Here is a 16,023-nt window from a genome sequence, read left to right as displayed (position 1 = left end):
TGGCCCTCGGACACCCCGTGGGCAGCACCGGATCCCGGCTGATCACCACCGCGCTGCACGAGCTCGAGCGGACGGACAAGTCGACCGCGCTGATCACCATGTGCGCGGGCGGCGCGCTGGCCACCGGCACCATCATCGAGCGGATCTGACCGCCGCGGGAGCCGGCCGGGCTGCGGTCGGTCGACACGATCCCGCGGTCGGGTTGGAACCGAGGGGCCTCGAGTGGAGCGTGTCGCGCGACGACACCTCCGGGAATGAACCCGGCGCCGGTGCGGTTGACCCTGATGGTCGTAGTTTTTCTGTGTCTGTGTTTTCGCACGCTCGCAAGGAACTTTTGTCGAGCGGAACATTTGTTGCGCATGCTCTGTCTGCCTTCAGGAATCTGGAGACGCCGAGTTTCGAACCGGCCCGGGACGCCACACGGTGTGGGTCCCGCATCCCAGCCCCTGTAAGGAGAAAACATGACTCAGGGAACAGTGAAGTGGTTCAACGCGGAGAAGGGCTTCGGCTTCATCGCCCGCGCCGACGGACCGGACGTCTTCGTCCACTACTCCGAGATCGAAAGCTCTGGTTTCAAGAGCCTCGAGGAGAACCAGCAGGTGGAGTTCGAGGTGGTACAGGGACCGAAGGGTCCGCAGGCCGCCTCCGTGCGCCCGCTCTGACCGACCACGTTCGTACAGCGCCGCCGCGCTGAGCTGCACGAACCAGCGCGGCACTGACAGCAGCAGGCCCCCGMCGACTAGTCGGGGGCCTGCTGCTGTGTTGCCGCGCTGTCAGCTCACAGCGGGATGTTCTTGTGCCGTCCGCGGCCGGCGGGGGCGGCGGCCAGTGCGGCGGCCAGCGTGCTGCGGGTCTTGGCCGGGTCGATCAGCTCGTCGACGACACCGATCGAGATGGCGCGTCCGACGCCGCCCGCGATGGCCTCGTGCTCGGCCGCCAGGCGGTCGTGCAGGGCCTCGCGCTCCTCCTCCGGGACTGCGGCGAGGGCCCGCTTGTGCAGGATGCCGACGGCGGCCTTGGCGCCCATCACGGCAACCTCGGCCTCGGGCCAGGCGAACACCGCGGTCGCGCCGAGCGCCCGGGAGTTCATCGCGATGTAAGCGCCGCCGTAGATCTTTCGGGTCACGAGGGTGACGCGGGGGACGGTGGCCTCGGCGAACGCGTGCAGCAACTTCGCGCCGCGTCGGACCACGCCCTCCCATTCCTGGCTCACGCCGGGGAGGTAGCCGGGAACGTCGACGACGACCACCAGCGGGATCCCGAAGGCGTTGCACAGCCGCACGAAGCGGGCCGCCTTCTCGGCGCTCTCGGAGTTCAGGCAGCCGCCCAGGCGCAGCGGGTTGTTGGCGATCACGCCGACGCTGCGGCCGCCGAGCCGGCCGAGGCCGGTGACGATGCTGCGGGCGTAGTTGCCCTGCAGTTCCTCGAAGTCGGACTCGCCGTCCACGTTGTCGAGCAGTTCGTGCAGGATCGGGCGGACGTCGTAGGCACGCTTGGCCGAGGCCGGCATCAGCGCGCGCAGGTCGGTGTCGCCGTGCTCGGCGGCCACCAGGTCGAAGGTGCCCTGGTCGCAGAACATCGACACCAGACGGCGGGCGCGGTTGAAGGCGTCGGGCTCGTCGGTGGCCGCGATGTGCGCGACGCCGGACTTCTTGGTGTGGGTGTCGGGGCCGCCGAGCGACGCCATGTCGACCTGCTCGCCGGTGACGGACCGCACCACATCGGGGCCGGTCACGAACACGCGGCCCTCGGGCGCCATGATCACCACGTCGGTGAGCGCGGGACCGTAGGCGGCGCCGCCCGCGGCGAAGCCGAGGACGACGGAAAGCTGGGGGACGAGTCCGGAGGCGCGGACCATGGCTTCGAACACGAGGCCCACGGCGTGCAGGGCTTCGACGCCCTCCGCCAGGCGGGCGCCGCCCGAGTGCCAGATCCCGACGATCGGTGACTGTTCGCCGATTGCGGTGTCGATGGCGTTCACGATGTGCTTGCAGCCCTCGACGCCCATGGCGCCGCCCATCACGGTGGCGTCGGAGCAGTACGCGACGGTGCGCACACCGTCGATCGTGCCCGCGGCGGCCAGCACGCCCGACTTGTCGCGGGGGTGCAGGGGGACCGTGGTACCAGGGTCGAAGAGCTGTTCCAGCCGCGCCAAGGGGTCACGGGGATCGAGCGGGGTCTCGGATCTGCTGATCGGTTCCAGGATGGTCATCGCCGGTCCTCCTTGTGCGAGCCGCCTACGGGCGGTGGTCGGGGTGGGGGTCCCGCTGGCTGTGGAACCCCCACCGTTCGGGCTGTGCCGACCTGTCAGGCCCTACCGAAGGCGAGCGCGACGTTGTGCCCACCGAATCCAAACGAGTTGTTGATTGCGAAATCGATCTGGCCCTGACGGGGTTCACCCTTCACGACATCCAGGTCGATCTCTGGATCCTGATTCTCGAGGTTGAGCGTGGGCGGGACGATCGAATCCCGCACACTCAGGACCGTGAGCACTGCCTCGAGCGCGCCGACGGCGCCGATCGAGTGCCCCAACGCGGATTTCGGTGCGTACACCGAGGCGTGATCGCCGACCGCGGCCTTGATGGCAGCGGCCTCGGCGGTGTCGCCGATCGGGGTCGAGGTGGCGTGCGCGTTGACATGCGTGATGTCGGTCTTGACCAGGCCGGCCGTCTGGATGGCCCTGGTCATCGCCCGCGCCGCGCCGAGGCCCTCGGGATGAGGCGCCACGATGTGGAAGCCGTCCGAGGTGATGCCCGCACCCAACAGTCGTGCATGGATGGTGGCACCGCGCGCCTTCGCGTGCTCCTCGGTCTCGAGGACCATCATGGCCCCGGCCTCGCCGAAGACGAAGCCGTCGCGATCTTTGTCGAACGGACGCGACGCGGCCGTCGGGTCGTCGTTACGCGAGCTCAGGGCACGCATCATCGTGAAGCTCGCCATCGCGACCGGGTCGATGACGCCCTCGACACCACCGGTGACGATGATGTCGGCGTCGCCCATGACCAGCATCCGGTACGCGTGCGCAATGGCTTCGGAACCGGACGAACATGCCGACACGGGAGTGATGACGCCGGCGCGGGCGCCGAGCTCGAGCCCGACCACGGCGGACGGACCGTTCGGCATCACCATCTGGACCGCGAACGGCGACACCTTGCGGTAGCCGCCGGACTTCATCTTGTCGACGGCGTCGAGGAGGGCCTCGCCGCCGCCGAGCCCGGTGCCGAGGACGACGCCGAGACGGTCCTTGTCGACCTCGGGGCTGCCCGCGTTCTCCCACACCTGACGGCCGAGCACGAGCGCCAGGCGCTCGACGTAGCTCATCCGCCGGATCTCGACGCGGGTCAGGGAATCGTCTGGGCTCACCTTGAGGTGTCCGCCGATGCGGACCGGAAGATCGAACTCCTCGATGAACGGATCGTCGAGGATCCCGATCCCGGACTCACCAGCGAGCAGGCCCTTCCACGTGGCATCCACGTCACCAGCGAGCGACGTCGTGGCCGCGAGGCTGGTGACGACGACGTTGGGGAAGTTCCTGGTGGAAGTCACGGACCGACTCACTCCTCGTTGGTGGCGTCGAGCTTGGCCTTGACTGCCTCGGCAGTCTCGCCGCCCTCAATGTCGAGCTTCTCGATGTACGCGACGATGTCGCCGACGGTGCGCAGGCCGGCCAGGTCCTCGTCCGGAACCTTCACGCCGTACTTGTCCTCGGTCTGGACCGCGATCTCGACCATGGACAGCGAGTCGATGTCCAGGTCGTCGACGAAGGACTTCTCGATGGTCACCTCGGACGGCTCGATGCCGGTGACCTCCTCGATGATCTCGGCGAGTCCGGCGATGATTTCTTCCTGGCTGAGTGCCACTTGGGTGGCTCCCTTCTTGGTTGGTGAATCGTGGGTCCAACTTTCGGACGGTGCGGACACCGGCCAAAATGTTTCGGTCCGTCACCGCGAAGCGGCGACGCAGGATACTAACCGGCGGAGGTGAGCGCGGTGAGACCGTCGAGGTCCGCCGGCGTCTTCAGCGCCAGGGTCGGGGTGCCGCGCATCTCGCGCTTGGCGATGCCGACCAGGGTTCCGGCCGGCGGAAGTTCCGCGATGGCGGACACCGCGGCGGTACGGAGGTAGTCGGTGCACAGGTCCCAGCGCACGGGCCTGGTCACCTGTGCGGCCAGCTTGGTCAGTGCGTCGGCGCCGGACGCGACCGGCTGACCGTCGGAGTTGGAGAGCAGGATGCGGGTGGGCTCGGCGGGGGTGATCTGGGCCGCGGCCTTGCTCACGGCGTCCTGTGCCGGCGCCATGAACGCGGTGTGGAACGCGCCCGCCACGGGCAGTGCCCGGACGCGAGCCTTCTCCGGCGGCGTCGTCGCCAGCTCCTCCAACGCGCTGAGGAGGCCCGCCGCCACGATCTGACCTGCGGCGTTGCGGTTGGCGGCCTCGAGTCCCAGCTCGGCGAGCCGGGCGAGGACGACCTCCTCGTCGCCGCCGAGCACGGCCGACATTCCGGTGGGTTCGAGCGCGCAGGCCTTGGCCATCTCCGAACCGCGGATCGCGGCCAGGGTGACCGCGTCGTCCGCGGAGATGACGCCGGCGATGGCCGCGGCGGCCAGTTCGCCGACCGAATGCCCGGCGGCCACGACGTCGGCGGGCACCAGGCCGCGGCGTTCCATCTCCTCGAAGGCGAGCAGCGCGGAGGCCACCACGAGGGGCTGGGTGACCGCCGTGTCGGTGATCTCCTCCGCGGTCGCGGTGGTGCCGAAGCGCTCGAGATCGAGGCCGGAGGCCTTCGACCAGATGGCCAGGCGGTCGGCGGTGCCGGGCAGCTCCAGCCAGGTGCTGAGCATGCCGGGGGTCTGGGAGCCCTGTCCGGGGGCAAGCAACGCAATCACAAGCTAAGAGAACACCGTTCAGGCCAACCTGCGAGGTGTTGTTGACACTGAACCTTGGACAAGTGTTTTGTAGGGTTCCCACAAACGGCCACGTCGGCATTTCCCATCGGAAGTGGCCCGGTCTTCGTTACACCCGTCTGCCGGGAAAAGTTGCGGCTGTTGTTGAAGTGGCAGAATTCATCGTTCTGTTACCTGTTGGGGCCAGTCGGCCCACGGTTGCCGCCACTCTGAGCACGTAGGCGTCGCGGGGGTTGGTCGGATCCCGGCGCGTGATCTCGGCGATCTTCTTGAGCCGGTAGCGGACCGTATTTGGATGGACGAACAGTTGTCGGGCGCACGTCTCGACGGCCGCCCCGCAGTCCAGGTAGGCGTCGAGGGTGTCGGACAGGGACGAACCGGCGGCGGCCAGGGGCTGTACCAGCAGATCGTTGAGTAGGTCCAACGCCGCGTGGTCGCCGATCAGCGCGCGCTCGGGCAGCAGTTCCGCCGCGTGCACGGGCCGCGGCGCTCCGCGCCAGCCGGCAACCGCCTCCATTCCCGCCAACGCCTCCACGGCACTGAAGTGGGCGGCACCGAGGGTGGGGGTGGACGGGCCGATCACCACCGGGCCGCTGGAGAAGCTGGTCAACAGGTCGTCCATGAACTGCCGGCTCTCGGGTGAAGGTTGCATCTCACCGCTGACCACGGCGACCAGCCGCGAGCCCTGCACCACCGCGAGCGCGGCCCTGCCGTGCTTGTGGGCGATGGTGTGGATCGTGCTCACCACGGACACGCCCTGGTCGGGCGGCGGAGTCCCCACCAGGACCGTCGCCGGGGAGTTCGCATCCCAGTTCAGCGTCGCCGCGCGCGAGAGCATGTCGGGGCCGCTGTCCCCGCGGACCACCGCGTCGACCACAAGCGCCTCGAGCCGGGTGTCCCAGGCGCCGCGGGACTCGGCGGCGCTGGCGTAGACCGACGCGGCGGCGAACCCGAGTTCGCGCCCGTACCGCAGCACCGCCTCGGTGAGCGCCACGAGTTGCCGCTCGTTGCGGGCCAGCGCGGGCAGCCACTGCTCGAAGAACTCCATGGCCACCCGGACCATGTCGACGGTCTGCCGCAGGGTGAGCCGTCGGGCGAGGTCGTGCGGGATCACCTGGAAGGCGTCGAGGCTGAAGCGGATGTCGCTCTGCGGGTTCTGCAGCCACTCGAGGAAGTTGACCACCGACGTCTGCACCAGCATCTGCACGCTGGCGCGTTGGTCGGCGTCGAGGTCGGCGAAGAACGGCAGTTGCACCTGCATGGTGCTGACGGCCTCGGTGGACAGCCGCCCGGAGAACTGCTTGACCCGGCGCAGCAGCGCGTCCGGCAGCGGCTCGCGGGGCTGACGGTTGCGGGAGAACACCGCCGCCGCGGCCACCGTCACCGTCTCGTCGCCCCGGACACCGGCAAAACGGTGTCCGGGGCGTCCGGTGGGTGCGATTTGTCGCGGGGGTTACGCGCTCCCGGGGTCCTTCAGCGACGTCGGCGCGGACAGCACGTCGTCGATCCGGTACCGCTGCGCGGCGGTGACCGCGGTCAGGCGGTCGATCCGGCCCTCCTTTGCGAGGGCGACCAGGACGGCCACCACGATGGACTCGGCGTCGACGTTGAAGTACCGGCGGGCGGCGGTCCGGGTGTCGGAGAAGCCGAAGCCGTCCGTGCCCAGGGTGGTGTAGTCGCTCGGCACCCACTGCCGGATCTGGTCGGCCACCGAACGCATCCAGTCCGACGCGGCGACGACCGGGCCCTCGGCCGCGGACAAGGCCGTGGTCACGTAGGGGACCGGGGCCTCCTCGCCGGGGTGGCGCAGCGCCTCACGCTCGCACAGCACGCCGTCGCGGCGCAGCTCGCCCCACGAGGTCACCGACCACACGTCCGCCGAGACGCCCCACTCGTCGGCCAGCAGCTGCTGCGCGCGCAGGCCCTCCGGCATGGCGACACCGGAGACCAGGATCTGCGCCTTCGGGCCGTCCTCGTCGGACTTGCGGAACAGGTAGATGCCCTTGAGCAGGCCCTCGACGTCGAGGTCCGCCGGCTCGGCCGGCTGCACGTAGGGCTCGTTGTAGAGGGTGATGTAGTAGAAGATGTTCTCCCCGCCGAAGCCCTCGACGCCCTCGGTGCCGCCGTACATCCGGCGCAGACCGTCCTTGACGATGTGCGCGATCTCGTAGGAGAACGCCGGGTCGTAGGTGACCGCGGCCGGGTTGGTCGACGCCAGCAGCAGCGAGTGCCCGTCGGCGTGCTGCAGGCCCTCGCCGGTCAGCGTGGTGCGGCCGGCGGTGGCGCCGAGCACGAACCCACGGGCCATCTGGTCGGCCGCCGCCCACAGGCCGTCGCCGGTCCGCTGGAAGCCGAACATCGAGTAGAAGATGTACAGCGGGATCATCGGCTCGCCGTGGGTGGCGTACGAGGTGCCGACCGCGGTGAACGACGCCGTCGAGCCGGCCTCGTTGATGCCCTCGTGCAGGATCTGGCCGATCGGGCTCTCCTTGTACGCCAGCATCAGCTCGGCGTCGACGGAGGTGTACAGCTGGCCGTTGCGGTTGTAGATCTTCAGCGACGGGAACCACGAGTCCATGCCGAAGGTGCGGGCCTCGTCCGGGATGATCGGCACGATCCGCTTGCCGATCACCGGGTCGCGCAGCAGTTCCTTGAGGGTCCGGACCAGGGCCATGGTGGTGGCCACTTCCTGCTTGCCGGAGCCCTTGCGGACCGGGTCGTAGGTCGAGTCCGGCGGCAGCTGCAGCGGTGCGGCGTCGGTGTTGCGCGAGGGCAGGAACCCGCCGAGGGCCTTGCGCCGGTCGAGCATGTACCGGATCTCGGGGGCGTCCGGGCCGGGGTGGTAGTAGGGGGGAAGGTACGGGTCCTTCTCCAGCTCGGCGTCCGAGATCGGGATGTGCTGAAGGTCGCGGAACGCCTTGAGGTCGTCGAGCGTCAGCTTCTTCATCTGGTGGGTCGCGTTGCGGCCCTCGAAGTGCTTGCCCAGGGTGTAGCCCTTGATCGTGTGCGCCAGGATCACCGTCGGCTGGCCCTTGTGCGCCATCGCCGCGGCGTACGCCGCGTGGATCTTGCGGTAGTCGTGGCCGCCGCGCTTGAGGTTCCAGATCTCCTGGTCGCTGAGGTCCTTGACCAGCTCCTTGGTGCGCGGGTCGCGGCCGAAGAAGTGGTCGCGGACGAAGGCGCCGTCGTTGGCCTTGTAGGTCTGGAAGTCGCCGTCCGGGGTGACGTTCATCAGGTTCACCAGCGCGCCGTCGCGGTCCGCGTGCAGCAGCGCGTCCCACTCGCGGCCCCACACCACCTTGATGACGTTCCAGCCGGCGCCGCGGAAGAACGACTCCAGCTCCTGGATGATCTTGCCGTTGCCGCGCACCGGTCCGTCGAGGCGCTGCAGGTTGCAGTTGACCACGAAGGTCAGGTTGTCGAGGCCCTCGGTGGCCGCGACGTGTGCCAGACCGCGCGACTCGGGCTCGTCCATCTCGCCGTCGCCGAGGAACGCCCACACGTGCTGGTCGGAGGTGTCCTTGATGTCGCGGTCGTGCAGGTAGTGGTTGAAACGCGCCTGGTAGATGGCGTTCATCGGGCCCAGGCCCATCGACACCGTGGGGAACTCCCAGAAGTCGGGCAGCAGCCGCGGGTGCGGGTACGACGGCAGTCCGCCGCCCTTGTCGGCGTGGCTGTGCTCCTGCCGGAAGCCGTCCATCTGCTCGGCCGGGATCCGGCCCTCGAGGAAGGCGCGGGCGTAGATGCCGGGGGAGGCGTGGCCCTGGATGAAGACGTGGTCGCCGCCGCCGGGGTGGTCCTTGCCGCGGAAGAAGTGGTTGAAGCCGACCTCGTACAGCGCGGCGGAGGACGCGTAGGTGGAGATGTGCCCGCCGACGCCGACGCCGGGTCGCTGCGCGCGGTGCACCATGATCGCGGCGTTCCAGCGGATCCAGGCGCGGTAGCGGCGCTCCACCTCCTCGTCACCGGGGAACCACGGCTCGTTCTCGGTGGGGATGGTGTTGACGTAGTCCGTCGAGGTGAGGGCGGGGATCGAGACCCGGTTCTCGCCGGCGCGCTCGAGCAGTCGCAGCATGAGGTACCGGGCGCGGGAGGGGCCGGACCGCTGCAGCAGGTCGTCGAAGCTCTCGATCCATTCGCCGGTCTCGTCCGGATCGATGTCGGGGAGGTAGGACGCCACGCCCTCGCGAATGACTCGAACCCGGCCGTCGGCACTGGGAACGGGACGCTGCGATGGCGGTGTTACGGGGTCCTGGGTGTGGTCGGACAACTGTGCTCCTCATCCGCGATGGACGCTCGGGTGCGGCATCCAATCCTGATGGTCCACCCGTGTGACGGCGGACCACATCTGACGTTGATGGTGATCTCCCTCAATCTTGCCGTATGCCCCCGCATACGTGGCATCCGAGGCTCCATCCGGGGGGTTCGGAAAACATTTGTGGAACTTTTCGGCGCGGTCCGCTTGCGCGAGACGCGTTTACCCTGTTCGCTTTCACTACTGATCCACACGGAACGGGTGCTGGAGGTTGCAGCCCTGTCAACAAAAGGAGGACACCACCGTGGTCGCCGCGGCGGACGCCCAGAACTACGCCCAGAAGCTCGGCATTACCAACGACATGGTTGTCCAGGAACTGGGATGGGACGAGGACACCGACGATGACCTGCGGTCATCGGTGGAAGACATCATCGGTGGAGAGCTCGTTGACGAGGATTCGGACGAGGTGATCGACGTAGTCCTGCTGTGGTGGCGGGACGGCGACGGGGACCTCGTCGACGCGCTCATGGACGCGATCGCGCCCCTCTCGGACGAGGGATTCGTCTGGGTCCTGAGCCCGAAGACCGGTCAACCCGGACATGTCGAACCCAGTGAGATCGCCGAATCCGCACCCACCGCGGGCCTGACGCAGACGTCGGCCGCGAATCTCGGTGCATGGACCGGCAGTCGCCTGGTTCAGCCCAAGGCCCGACCGGCCAAGCGCTGACCCGCCGATCACGAAGGAGTCTCCATGCCTCTCGAGGTTGGTGCAGTCGCGCCGGAGTTCACGCTCAAGGACCAGAACAATCAGGAAGTCTCGCTCGCGGACTACCGCGGCAAGAAGAACGTCCTGATCGTCTTCTACCCGCTGGCCTTCACCGGCACCTGTCAGGGTGAGCTCTGCCGGGTGCGTGACGGACTGCCGAAGTTCGAGAACGACGATGCCGCCGTGCTCGCCGTCTCGGTCGGCCCGCCGCCGACGCACAAGATCTGGGCGTCCGAGCAGGGGTACACCTTCCCGTTGCTCTCGGACTTCTGGCCGCACGGTGCGGTCGCCCAGGCCTACGACGTGTTCAACGACAAGGCCGGGTTCGCGAACCGCGGGACCTTCGTCGTCGACAAGGAGGGCATCATCCGGTTCGCCGAGATGAACGGCCCCGGCGAGGCCCGTGACCAGGCGGCTTGGGAGAATGCGCTTGCCGCGCTAGATTCCTGAGTGTCATTCGGCGGGCTCCGGCCCGCCGAATTTCGGGCGTGTAGCTCAGTGGTAGAGCTCTGGTTTTACACACCAGCGGTCGGGGGTTCGAAACCCTCCGCGCCCACCGCCGTTCTGACGGGCGAGCTCGCTGTCGGACAGCAAGAAGCCCCCCGCCTCGACGAGGCGGGGGGCTTCTTGCTCGAGGAATCTGGGAACAGTTCTACCGGGGATCCCCGCCGACCCTCTCCGCTTCGAGGCGGTCGGCCACGCTCTGCGGCATCGCGGAGCAGCTGCCGGAGTCGTCGCCGAGCGTGTGGTCGCCGGCCGAGTCGGTGATGCCGACCGTGGCGACGACGCCCTCCCAACCGCCCATCTCGCGGATCCGCTGGGGCACCTTGTTCCGGGCGTTGGCGACGGTGCTGGCCACCAGCCACGTCCCGTCGCTCTCGATGTCGACGCCGCCGCCGGGAGCGCGCCGGACATCCTCGCCCAGCGGAAGCAGGCCGGCCAGAGTGGCTGCGTCCCAGGGGTTTCCGTCCCACGGCGGACGGTTGAAGTAGTACCAGCTCGCGGCGCAGACGCCGTACAGGTTCGGGCCGAACTGGGCGTAGTTCAGGTACAGCTCGAGCTGCCGCTTGTCGCCCATGAGGTTGTACGGATAGGACAGGACCGATTCCGCGACCTTTCGCGCCGCCTTGACGATCTGCCACTCGCCCCGGATCAGGAACATGTTCTTCACCAGCTGCTGCGGGATCGTCGAACCGGAGGGGTCCTCCTCGCCGGACAGGAACGCCCCGACGCGTTCGTTGAAAACGCCGACGTCGAACGGGCCCGTCCGGGTGCCCAGCCGGGCGTCCTCGTGGACGAGCGCGGCCGCGACGTAGTGCCGGCTGATGTGGTCGAGCGACACCGCCTGGAAGACGGTGGGGCCGCCGGCCTCGTCGGTGAGCATGAACATCGTCCGCGGCGGGGTCCAGACCCGGAACACGACCGGTGTCACGACGATCCAGACCAGGGCCGCGATCGCGACCCGTTTGCCCCATCGGAGCCAGGTGGCCCGGCGGCCGGTGTCGGGCGGCGTGGGCGTCGGAGCGCCGGGGGGACCGGGCCATGGTCCCGGCGTCCGTCCGGGAGGCGGCACCGGCCTCGACGGCTCGAACGGTGGCGCAGGGTGCGTCGGCCGGGGCGTGGGGCCGGGTGCGGCGCGAGGCGTGGGGCCGGGTGCGGCACGAGGCGTGGGTGGGACCAGGCGTCGCAGCCACGGTGGGGTGATCGTGGGCCGGGCATCGGGTGTCGGGCGGTTCGGGCGGCCGCCGAGTCGTGTGTTCAAGATGTCCTCGAGGGCGGTGTTGCAGGGCCGGAAGCCGGAACCGGCTCGTTCACTTGAACTTTAGACGTTGTAAGAAAGGTGGAGAAACCAGGCACTTCGTGCTCGTGCGCGGCCTACTTGTAGAAGCCGGCGCGCAGGTTGATGCCGTGCTCCACCCACACCTTCAGGGCGGCGAGCATGCCGGTCCATCCCTGGCAGTTGCCGAAGGCGTTGGTGGCGCCGTCGGTGGTCGGGAGCCAGGCGGACTCGGTGATGGTGACGAGTGTGCGGGTGTCGTCGTCCACCGGCTCGAACTCGAATGTCGTGGTGGTCCGGCCGTTTTCGCTCGCGGTGGCGGTGCCGGCCCACTCGATGACGATGCGCCGCGGCGGTTGCGCCTCGATCACGGAGACGGGGAAGGCGCCCGGGAAGTCGTGGAAGTCCCACGTGATCTCGGCGCCGGCCTCGAGGCGTCCGCGGGCGCCGCCAGTGGTGAAGTACCGGGACAGTTGCTCCGGGTCCGCCACCGCCTCGTACACCTCGGCGCAGGGGCGGGAGACGTGACCGGAGACCGTGAACGAGAGTTCGGTCAGGTTCGTCGAGTCATTCATGTTGTAATTTTACAACATGAATCGTGGTGAGGGTGAGGACGACGACCGGGTGTTCAAGGCGCTGGCGTCCGGCACTCGGCGACGGATGCTCGACGTGCTCAAGGGTGGTTCCTGTACGACGGGCGAACTCTGCGCGCACTTTCCCGAGCTCGACCGCACGACGGTGCTCCAGCATCTGCGCGTGCTCGAGCGGGCGGCGCTGGTCACCGGCCGCAAGGTCGGACGCGAACGTCGGCTCGCTCTCGCGCCGCTGCCGATCAAACGCATCCACGACCGCTGGATCGGCGAGTACGCCCGGGCGGCCGTCGACCTGCTGCACGATCTCGGCGGTGCGTGACCCGGGGCGAACCGGTCGCCTAGCGCAGATCACCTCCGGCGGCGTGCGGGTCACCCGCGCTTCGCCGCACGCAACTTCCGCTTTCTCTTCTTGCCGGCCTTCTTCGACTTCCTCGGCCGCGTCGCCGGGTCGTCGGCGAGGGTCGGCGTGGACTCGCGGAGCGACTCGGCGGCCGCCCTGCGGCGGAGGCTGTCCATCAGTTCGGGGGAGCGGAGCAGGAAGGTCGCCTCCTGCAGCGTCCGGTAACGGGCCGCGGAGATCAGGACGGCATTGGCGTTCTTGCCGGCGATCTCGACGGCGACGGTGTCGTCGTTCACCCGCCGGACCAGGTCCTTCAAACGCTTACGTGCGGTCTTCACGGTTGTTGCCGTCACCACCACCGACACTCCATTCGCTGCCTCCCGATTCCGGGGATACTGCCACCTCGTCGGCCCGATTCGCGGTACCTGCGCCCGCGCCGGGCGCGCCCGACGGCTCACCGGACGGGTGTCGCGGCGCCCGGTTCGGGAACGGAGAGCCCGGTGGGTGGCTGCGCGCCTTCCGCCAGGGTGAGCCGCCGCGGGCGATCACGGGGCGGCCGGACGGCGATGGCGGCCGCGCCGACCAGGACGACCGCGTAGGCCACGACGTAGAGGTTCACCAGCACGTCCCAGGGAATCCAGCTGGCGGGGAACAGGTACAGCCCGACGACCAACCGGTCGGGAAAGTGGTAGGCCCACGATCCGGCGACGCCGAAGAGCGCGACCAGCCCCAGCCACCACCATGTGTTCGTCAGGGCGCGGTGCACCGTCCAGACGAGCAGCGGAACGAACCACACCCAGTGGTGGCTCCACGAGAACGGGGAGACCACCGCGGCGGTGAAGCCGGCGACGGTGACCGCGAGCAGGGCCTCCCCGCGGCGGTGGAGTCGGGCCACCACCCACATGCTCACGGCGACGACGGCCGCCGCGAGCAGCAACCACAGCCACGTTGGTGCGGGGTCGCCGATGATCCGGGTGAGTGCCCCGCGCAGCGACTGGTTCGCGGCGTGCGCCTCGTCGGCGATGCGGCTGGAATCGAAGAACGTCGCGGTCCAGTACTGGCGCGAATCCTTCGGCAGCACAGCCCAGCTCACCGCGACGGTCGTGAGGATCGTGATGGTGGAGACCGCGGCGGCACGCCACTGCCGCAACGCGAGGTAGTAGAGGACGAAGTACGCCGGCGTCAGCTTGATGCCCGCCGCGATGCCGACGCCGACGCCCCGCAGCCGACTCGCCTCGCCCCGCGAGGTGTCCCACAACACCAGCAGCATCAGCACCAGGTTGAACTGGCCGAAGAACAGCGTGGTGCGCACCGGTTCGAGAAACACACACGCGAGGGAGAGCAACGCCGAGACGCCGACGACCCGGCCGGTGATCCGGTAGCCGAGGATCCGCCAGCACAGCGTGACGACGGCCACGAGCACGACGAGGTTGAACCCCATCCAGATGTACTTGCCGGCCTCGTCCGGCAGCAGGTCGACCGGGACGAACATCAGCGTCGAGAACGGCGTGTACGTGTAGAGCAGGCCGTGGATCACCGGCTCGGTGTAGAGCGGCAGTCCCGCCAGGACGTGACGGGCGCCGTCCCGGTACACGTCGAGGTCCATGCCGCCCATGAACAGTCCCGTGTCGGGCAGCCACGGGTCGACGGTGGCGACCAGCAGCACCGTCGTCGCGATCGCGACGACGGCGATCCCGGCCAGCGCGGGCCATCGTGCGGCCAGCCGCCGATCGCCTCGGGTGCCGGTGGCATCGGAGTCCGGTGCCGGCAGATCTCTGGTGCCCCCACGCATGATGAAAAGTCCCTCCCCCTGGACCTCGCCTCAGCCCCACTGCAAAGACGATGCCAATCCAAAGTAACGACCAGGCCGTGTGACACGAAATCGGGCGCGGTCGGTCGGCTAGCCTGATCCGATGACGTGTGCGCTGGTCACCACGTGGCGGGGCCGGGAGTTGCGACCCTCGGCCGCGGCGGCCGCCGGGGGCTCCGGGGCGACCCGAATCCTCGACTGGCACGACCCGGTGTTCGACGCGGCGAGTTCGGCGGTCGACCTTCCCGCGGACGGGGCGAGCGTCGAGTTCCTGCGGGCCGCACACCGCTTCGCGGGGCAGCGGGTGCGTGCCGTCTACGCGCTCGACGACACGCAGCCGGCGTCCGTGACCCTGACCCGGGGCCGGGGGTCGTGCAGCCAGCGGCTGGCGGTGGTCGAGGCGTTGGCCCGGCGCCGCGGTATCGCCACCAAGGTCGAGGGCCTCGTGCTGCGCGGGGAGTTCTGGTACCCGCGTTTTCGCCGGCTCCGGGCCCTGGTGCCCGACCGGGTCCCGCTGGCCTGGCCGAGCTTCGACGTCGACGGCGAATGGATCGACGTCTCGCAGGCCTTCCCGAACGCGACCTGCGCCGCGCCGCAGCAGTTCACCAACAGCGGGGAGGAGACGCTCTTCGACGCCGTCGCCCGCAGCCCGGTCAGCTGGAGGCCGACGAGTTCGCCCGGCTGCCTGGACCTTTCGGGGTACGTCGCCGCCACACTCGGCGAGTTCGGCTCGCGTGACGAGCTGTTCGCCCGGTACGGACAGACCCTGAACTGGCCGGTGCGGACGGTGCTGGAACCGGTGTTCGGCCGAAGGCGCGCGGCCTGACGGGGCTATCGTCACTGCTCGTGCGGCTCATCAACATCGTCCAGTCCTGGCGCCTCGTCCCCGTGTGGCTGCGCATCGTGCTGCTGCTGATCGGGGGAGCGCGGGTCTGGGGTGCGGGGATCTACGCCGGATGTCACTTCGGCGGCAAGGACATCCGGATGGGCCTGGGCACCTTCGTCAACCGGGGCGTGCTCTTCGACTGCACCGCGCCGATCACACTGGGCCGGCAGGTCGCGGTGGGTCACGGTGCCCGATTCATCACCAGCACCCACGAGGTCGGACCGCCCGACGGTCGCGGCGGCCGCGTCTACCACCTGCCGATCGTCGTCGAGGACGGCGCCTGGATCGGGGCCGGCGCGCTGGTGCTGCCCGGCGTGACCGTCGGCACCGGCTGCATCGTCGGGGCCGGCGCCGTGGTCACCAAGGACTGCGAGCCGAACGGCCTCTACGCAGGGAACCCGGCCCGGCGGGTGAAGGACCTGCCGGTCTAGGCGGTCCCGCGCAGGCCGCCGCGACCGGTGTTGATACAACTAGTCCTCGTGAAGTTGAGCGGCCGTGGAACGGCGAGAGCGGCCGGAATTCTGCTCGGGTACGCGGCGGACGTGGCCTTCGCGGACCCGGTGCGCTGGCACCCGGTGGCCGGGTTCGGCCGGGCCGCGGCCTGGCTCGAGACCCGCAGCTACCGCGACCGCCGGCCGGCGGGCGTCGCGCACACCGCGGTGCTGGCCGGCGCCGTGGTCGCGGCGGGGGCGG

Annotated in this window: 18 protein-coding genes, 1 tRNA gene and 1 pseudogene; 10 read left to right on the top strand and 10 right to left on the bottom strand. The window is 69.3% G+C overall.

The genetic code is table 11. From position 1 onward, the window contains the following. Both AC1DWC_RS26300 and AC1DWC_RS26295 read left to right on the top strand, forming a co-directional pair. Positions 1–149, top strand: a pseudogene (locus tag AC1DWC_RS26300) (steroid 3-ketoacyl-CoA thiolase); the annotation flags it as partial. A 312-nt stretch (positions 150–461) separates the two neighbouring features. After that, the gene (locus AC1DWC_RS26295) at positions 462–662 is read left to right on the top strand and encodes a cold-shock protein (RefSeq protein WP_477837386.1); all 201 of its coding nucleotides are present in this window, start codon (positions 462–464) and stop codon (positions 660–662) included. A 116-nt stretch (positions 663–778) separates the two neighbouring features. On the opposite strand, the gene AC1DWC_RS26290 is transcribed toward AC1DWC_RS26295, so the two are convergent. The 6 genes from AC1DWC_RS26290 to aceE all read right to left on the bottom strand — a co-directional run bounded on the left by AC1DWC_RS26290 (position 779) and on the right by aceE (position 9,173). Beyond that, entirely contained in the window at positions 779–2,212 is a 1,434-nt protein-coding gene (locus tag AC1DWC_RS26290; protein WP_477837388.1) for an acyl-CoA carboxylase subunit beta, read from the bottom strand. A gap of 95 nt (positions 2,213–2,307) precedes the next feature. Beyond that, the gene (locus tag AC1DWC_RS26285) at positions 2,308–3,546 is read right to left on the bottom strand and encodes a KasA/KasB family beta-ketoacyl-ACP synthase (RefSeq protein WP_477912776.1); all 1,239 of its coding nucleotides are present in this window, start codon (positions 3,544–3,546) and stop codon (positions 2,308–2,310) included. An 8-nt stretch (positions 3,547–3,554) separates the two neighbouring features. Further along, on the bottom strand, positions 3,555–3,860 hold the full coding sequence (gene acpM / locus AC1DWC_RS26280) for a meromycolate extension acyl carrier protein AcpM (RefSeq protein ID WP_477837392.1): 306 nt from the start codon (positions 3,858–3,860) through the stop codon (positions 3,555–3,557). A 107-nt stretch (positions 3,861–3,967) separates the two neighbouring features. Beyond that, the gene (locus AC1DWC_RS26275) at positions 3,968–4,885 is read right to left on the bottom strand and encodes an ACP S-malonyltransferase (protein WP_477912774.1); all 918 of its coding nucleotides are present in this window, start codon (positions 4,883–4,885) and stop codon (positions 3,968–3,970) included. 127 nt (positions 4,886–5,012) lie between these two features. Beyond that, positions 5,013–6,281: a PucR family transcriptional regulator gene (locus AC1DWC_RS26270; RefSeq protein WP_477912780.1), complete on the bottom strand. Its 1,269-nt coding sequence runs from the start codon at positions 6,279–6,281 to the stop codon at positions 5,013–5,015. A 75-nt stretch (positions 6,282–6,356) separates the two neighbouring features. Then, positions 6,357–9,173: a pyruvate dehydrogenase (acetyl-transferring), homodimeric type gene (gene aceE, locus AC1DWC_RS26265; protein WP_477912772.1), complete on the bottom strand. Its 2,817-nt coding sequence runs from the start codon at positions 9,171–9,173 to the stop codon at positions 6,357–6,359. Between the two features lie 289 nt (positions 9,174–9,462). On the opposite strand from aceE, the gene AC1DWC_RS26260 reads away from it, so the two are divergent. From AC1DWC_RS26260 to AC1DWC_RS26250, 3 genes are all read left to right on the top strand, one after another. After that, entirely contained in the window at positions 9,463–9,885 is a 423-nt protein-coding gene (locus tag AC1DWC_RS26260; protein WP_072845813.1) for a DUF3052 domain-containing protein, read from the top strand. A 24-nt stretch (positions 9,886–9,909) separates the two neighbouring features. Next, entirely contained in the window at positions 9,910–10,374 is a 465-nt protein-coding gene (locus AC1DWC_RS26255; protein ID WP_072845812.1) for a peroxiredoxin, read from the top strand. Positions 10,375–10,408: 34 nt separating this feature from the next. Further along, positions 10,409–10,480 (top strand) — tRNA-Val (locus AC1DWC_RS26250). A 96-nt stretch (positions 10,481–10,576) separates the two neighbouring features. On the opposite strand, the gene AC1DWC_RS26245 is transcribed toward AC1DWC_RS26250, so the two are convergent. Beyond that, positions 10,577–11,356, bottom strand: coding sequence for a biosynthetic peptidoglycan transglycosylase (locus tag AC1DWC_RS26245; RefSeq protein WP_477912770.1), 780 nt, complete (start codon positions 11,354–11,356; stop codon positions 10,577–10,579). Positions 11,357–11,466: 110 nt separating this feature from the next. Here AC1DWC_RS26245 and AC1DWC_RS26240 point away from each other — a divergent pair, with 110 nt between their 5' ends. Beyond that, positions 11,467–11,628 (top strand): hypothetical protein, encoded by a 162-nt coding sequence (locus AC1DWC_RS26240; protein ID WP_477912768.1) that lies wholly within the window; start codon positions 11,467–11,469, stop codon positions 11,626–11,628. A gap of 171 nt (positions 11,629–11,799) precedes the next feature. Here AC1DWC_RS26240 and AC1DWC_RS26235 read toward each other — a convergent pair whose 3' ends face one another. Further along, positions 11,800–12,276, bottom strand: coding sequence for an SRPBCC domain-containing protein (locus tag AC1DWC_RS26235; protein WP_477912766.1), 477 nt, complete (start codon positions 12,274–12,276; stop codon positions 11,800–11,802). Positions 12,277–12,292: 16 nt separating this feature from the next. Here AC1DWC_RS26235 and AC1DWC_RS26230 point away from each other — a divergent pair, with 16 nt between their 5' ends. Further along, a complete protein-coding gene (locus AC1DWC_RS26230) occupies positions 12,293–12,613 on the top strand; it encodes an ArsR/SmtB family transcription factor (RefSeq protein WP_477912763.1) in 321 nt (106 codons plus the stop codon). Positions 12,614–12,663: 50 nt separating this feature from the next. Here the strand turns inward: AC1DWC_RS26230 and AC1DWC_RS26225 are convergent, their stop codons facing one another. Then, positions 12,664–12,987 carry a type II toxin-antitoxin system Phd/YefM family antitoxin gene (locus AC1DWC_RS26225; RefSeq protein ID WP_477912761.1) on the bottom strand — a complete coding sequence of 108 codons (324 nt, stop codon included), beginning with the start codon at positions 12,985–12,987 and terminating at the stop codon, positions 12,664–12,666. Positions 12,988–13,088: 101 nt separating this feature from the next. After that, positions 13,089–14,426, bottom strand: a complete 1,338-nt coding sequence (locus AC1DWC_RS26220; RefSeq protein WP_477912759.1) for a glycosyltransferase 87 family protein — start codon at positions 14,424–14,426, stop codon at positions 13,089–13,091. Positions 14,427–14,547: 121 nt separating this feature from the next. Here AC1DWC_RS26220 and AC1DWC_RS26215 point away from each other — a divergent pair, with 121 nt between their 5' ends. The 3 genes from AC1DWC_RS26215 to AC1DWC_RS26205 all read left to right on the top strand — a co-directional run. Then, on the top strand, positions 14,548–15,270 hold the full coding sequence (locus AC1DWC_RS26215; RefSeq protein WP_477912757.1) for a transglutaminase domain-containing protein: 723 nt from the start codon (positions 14,548–14,550) through the stop codon (positions 15,268–15,270). 20 nt (positions 15,271–15,290) lie between these two features. Continuing rightward, positions 15,291–15,761: an acyltransferase gene (locus AC1DWC_RS26210; protein WP_477912755.1), complete on the top strand. Its 471-nt coding sequence runs from the start codon at positions 15,291–15,293 to the stop codon at positions 15,759–15,761. Positions 15,762–15,815: 54 nt separating this feature from the next. Then, positions 15,816–16,023 (top strand): cobalamin biosynthesis protein (locus AC1DWC_RS26205; RefSeq protein ID WP_477912778.1); only part of this gene is annotated, 208 nt, incomplete at its 3' end.

The sequence above is a fragment of the Rhodococcus sp. P4_C10 genome (genome assembly GCF_056402135.1).
Note: the sequence above shows the minus strand (reverse complement) of the source record. Positions and strands in the feature narration are given on the sequence as shown.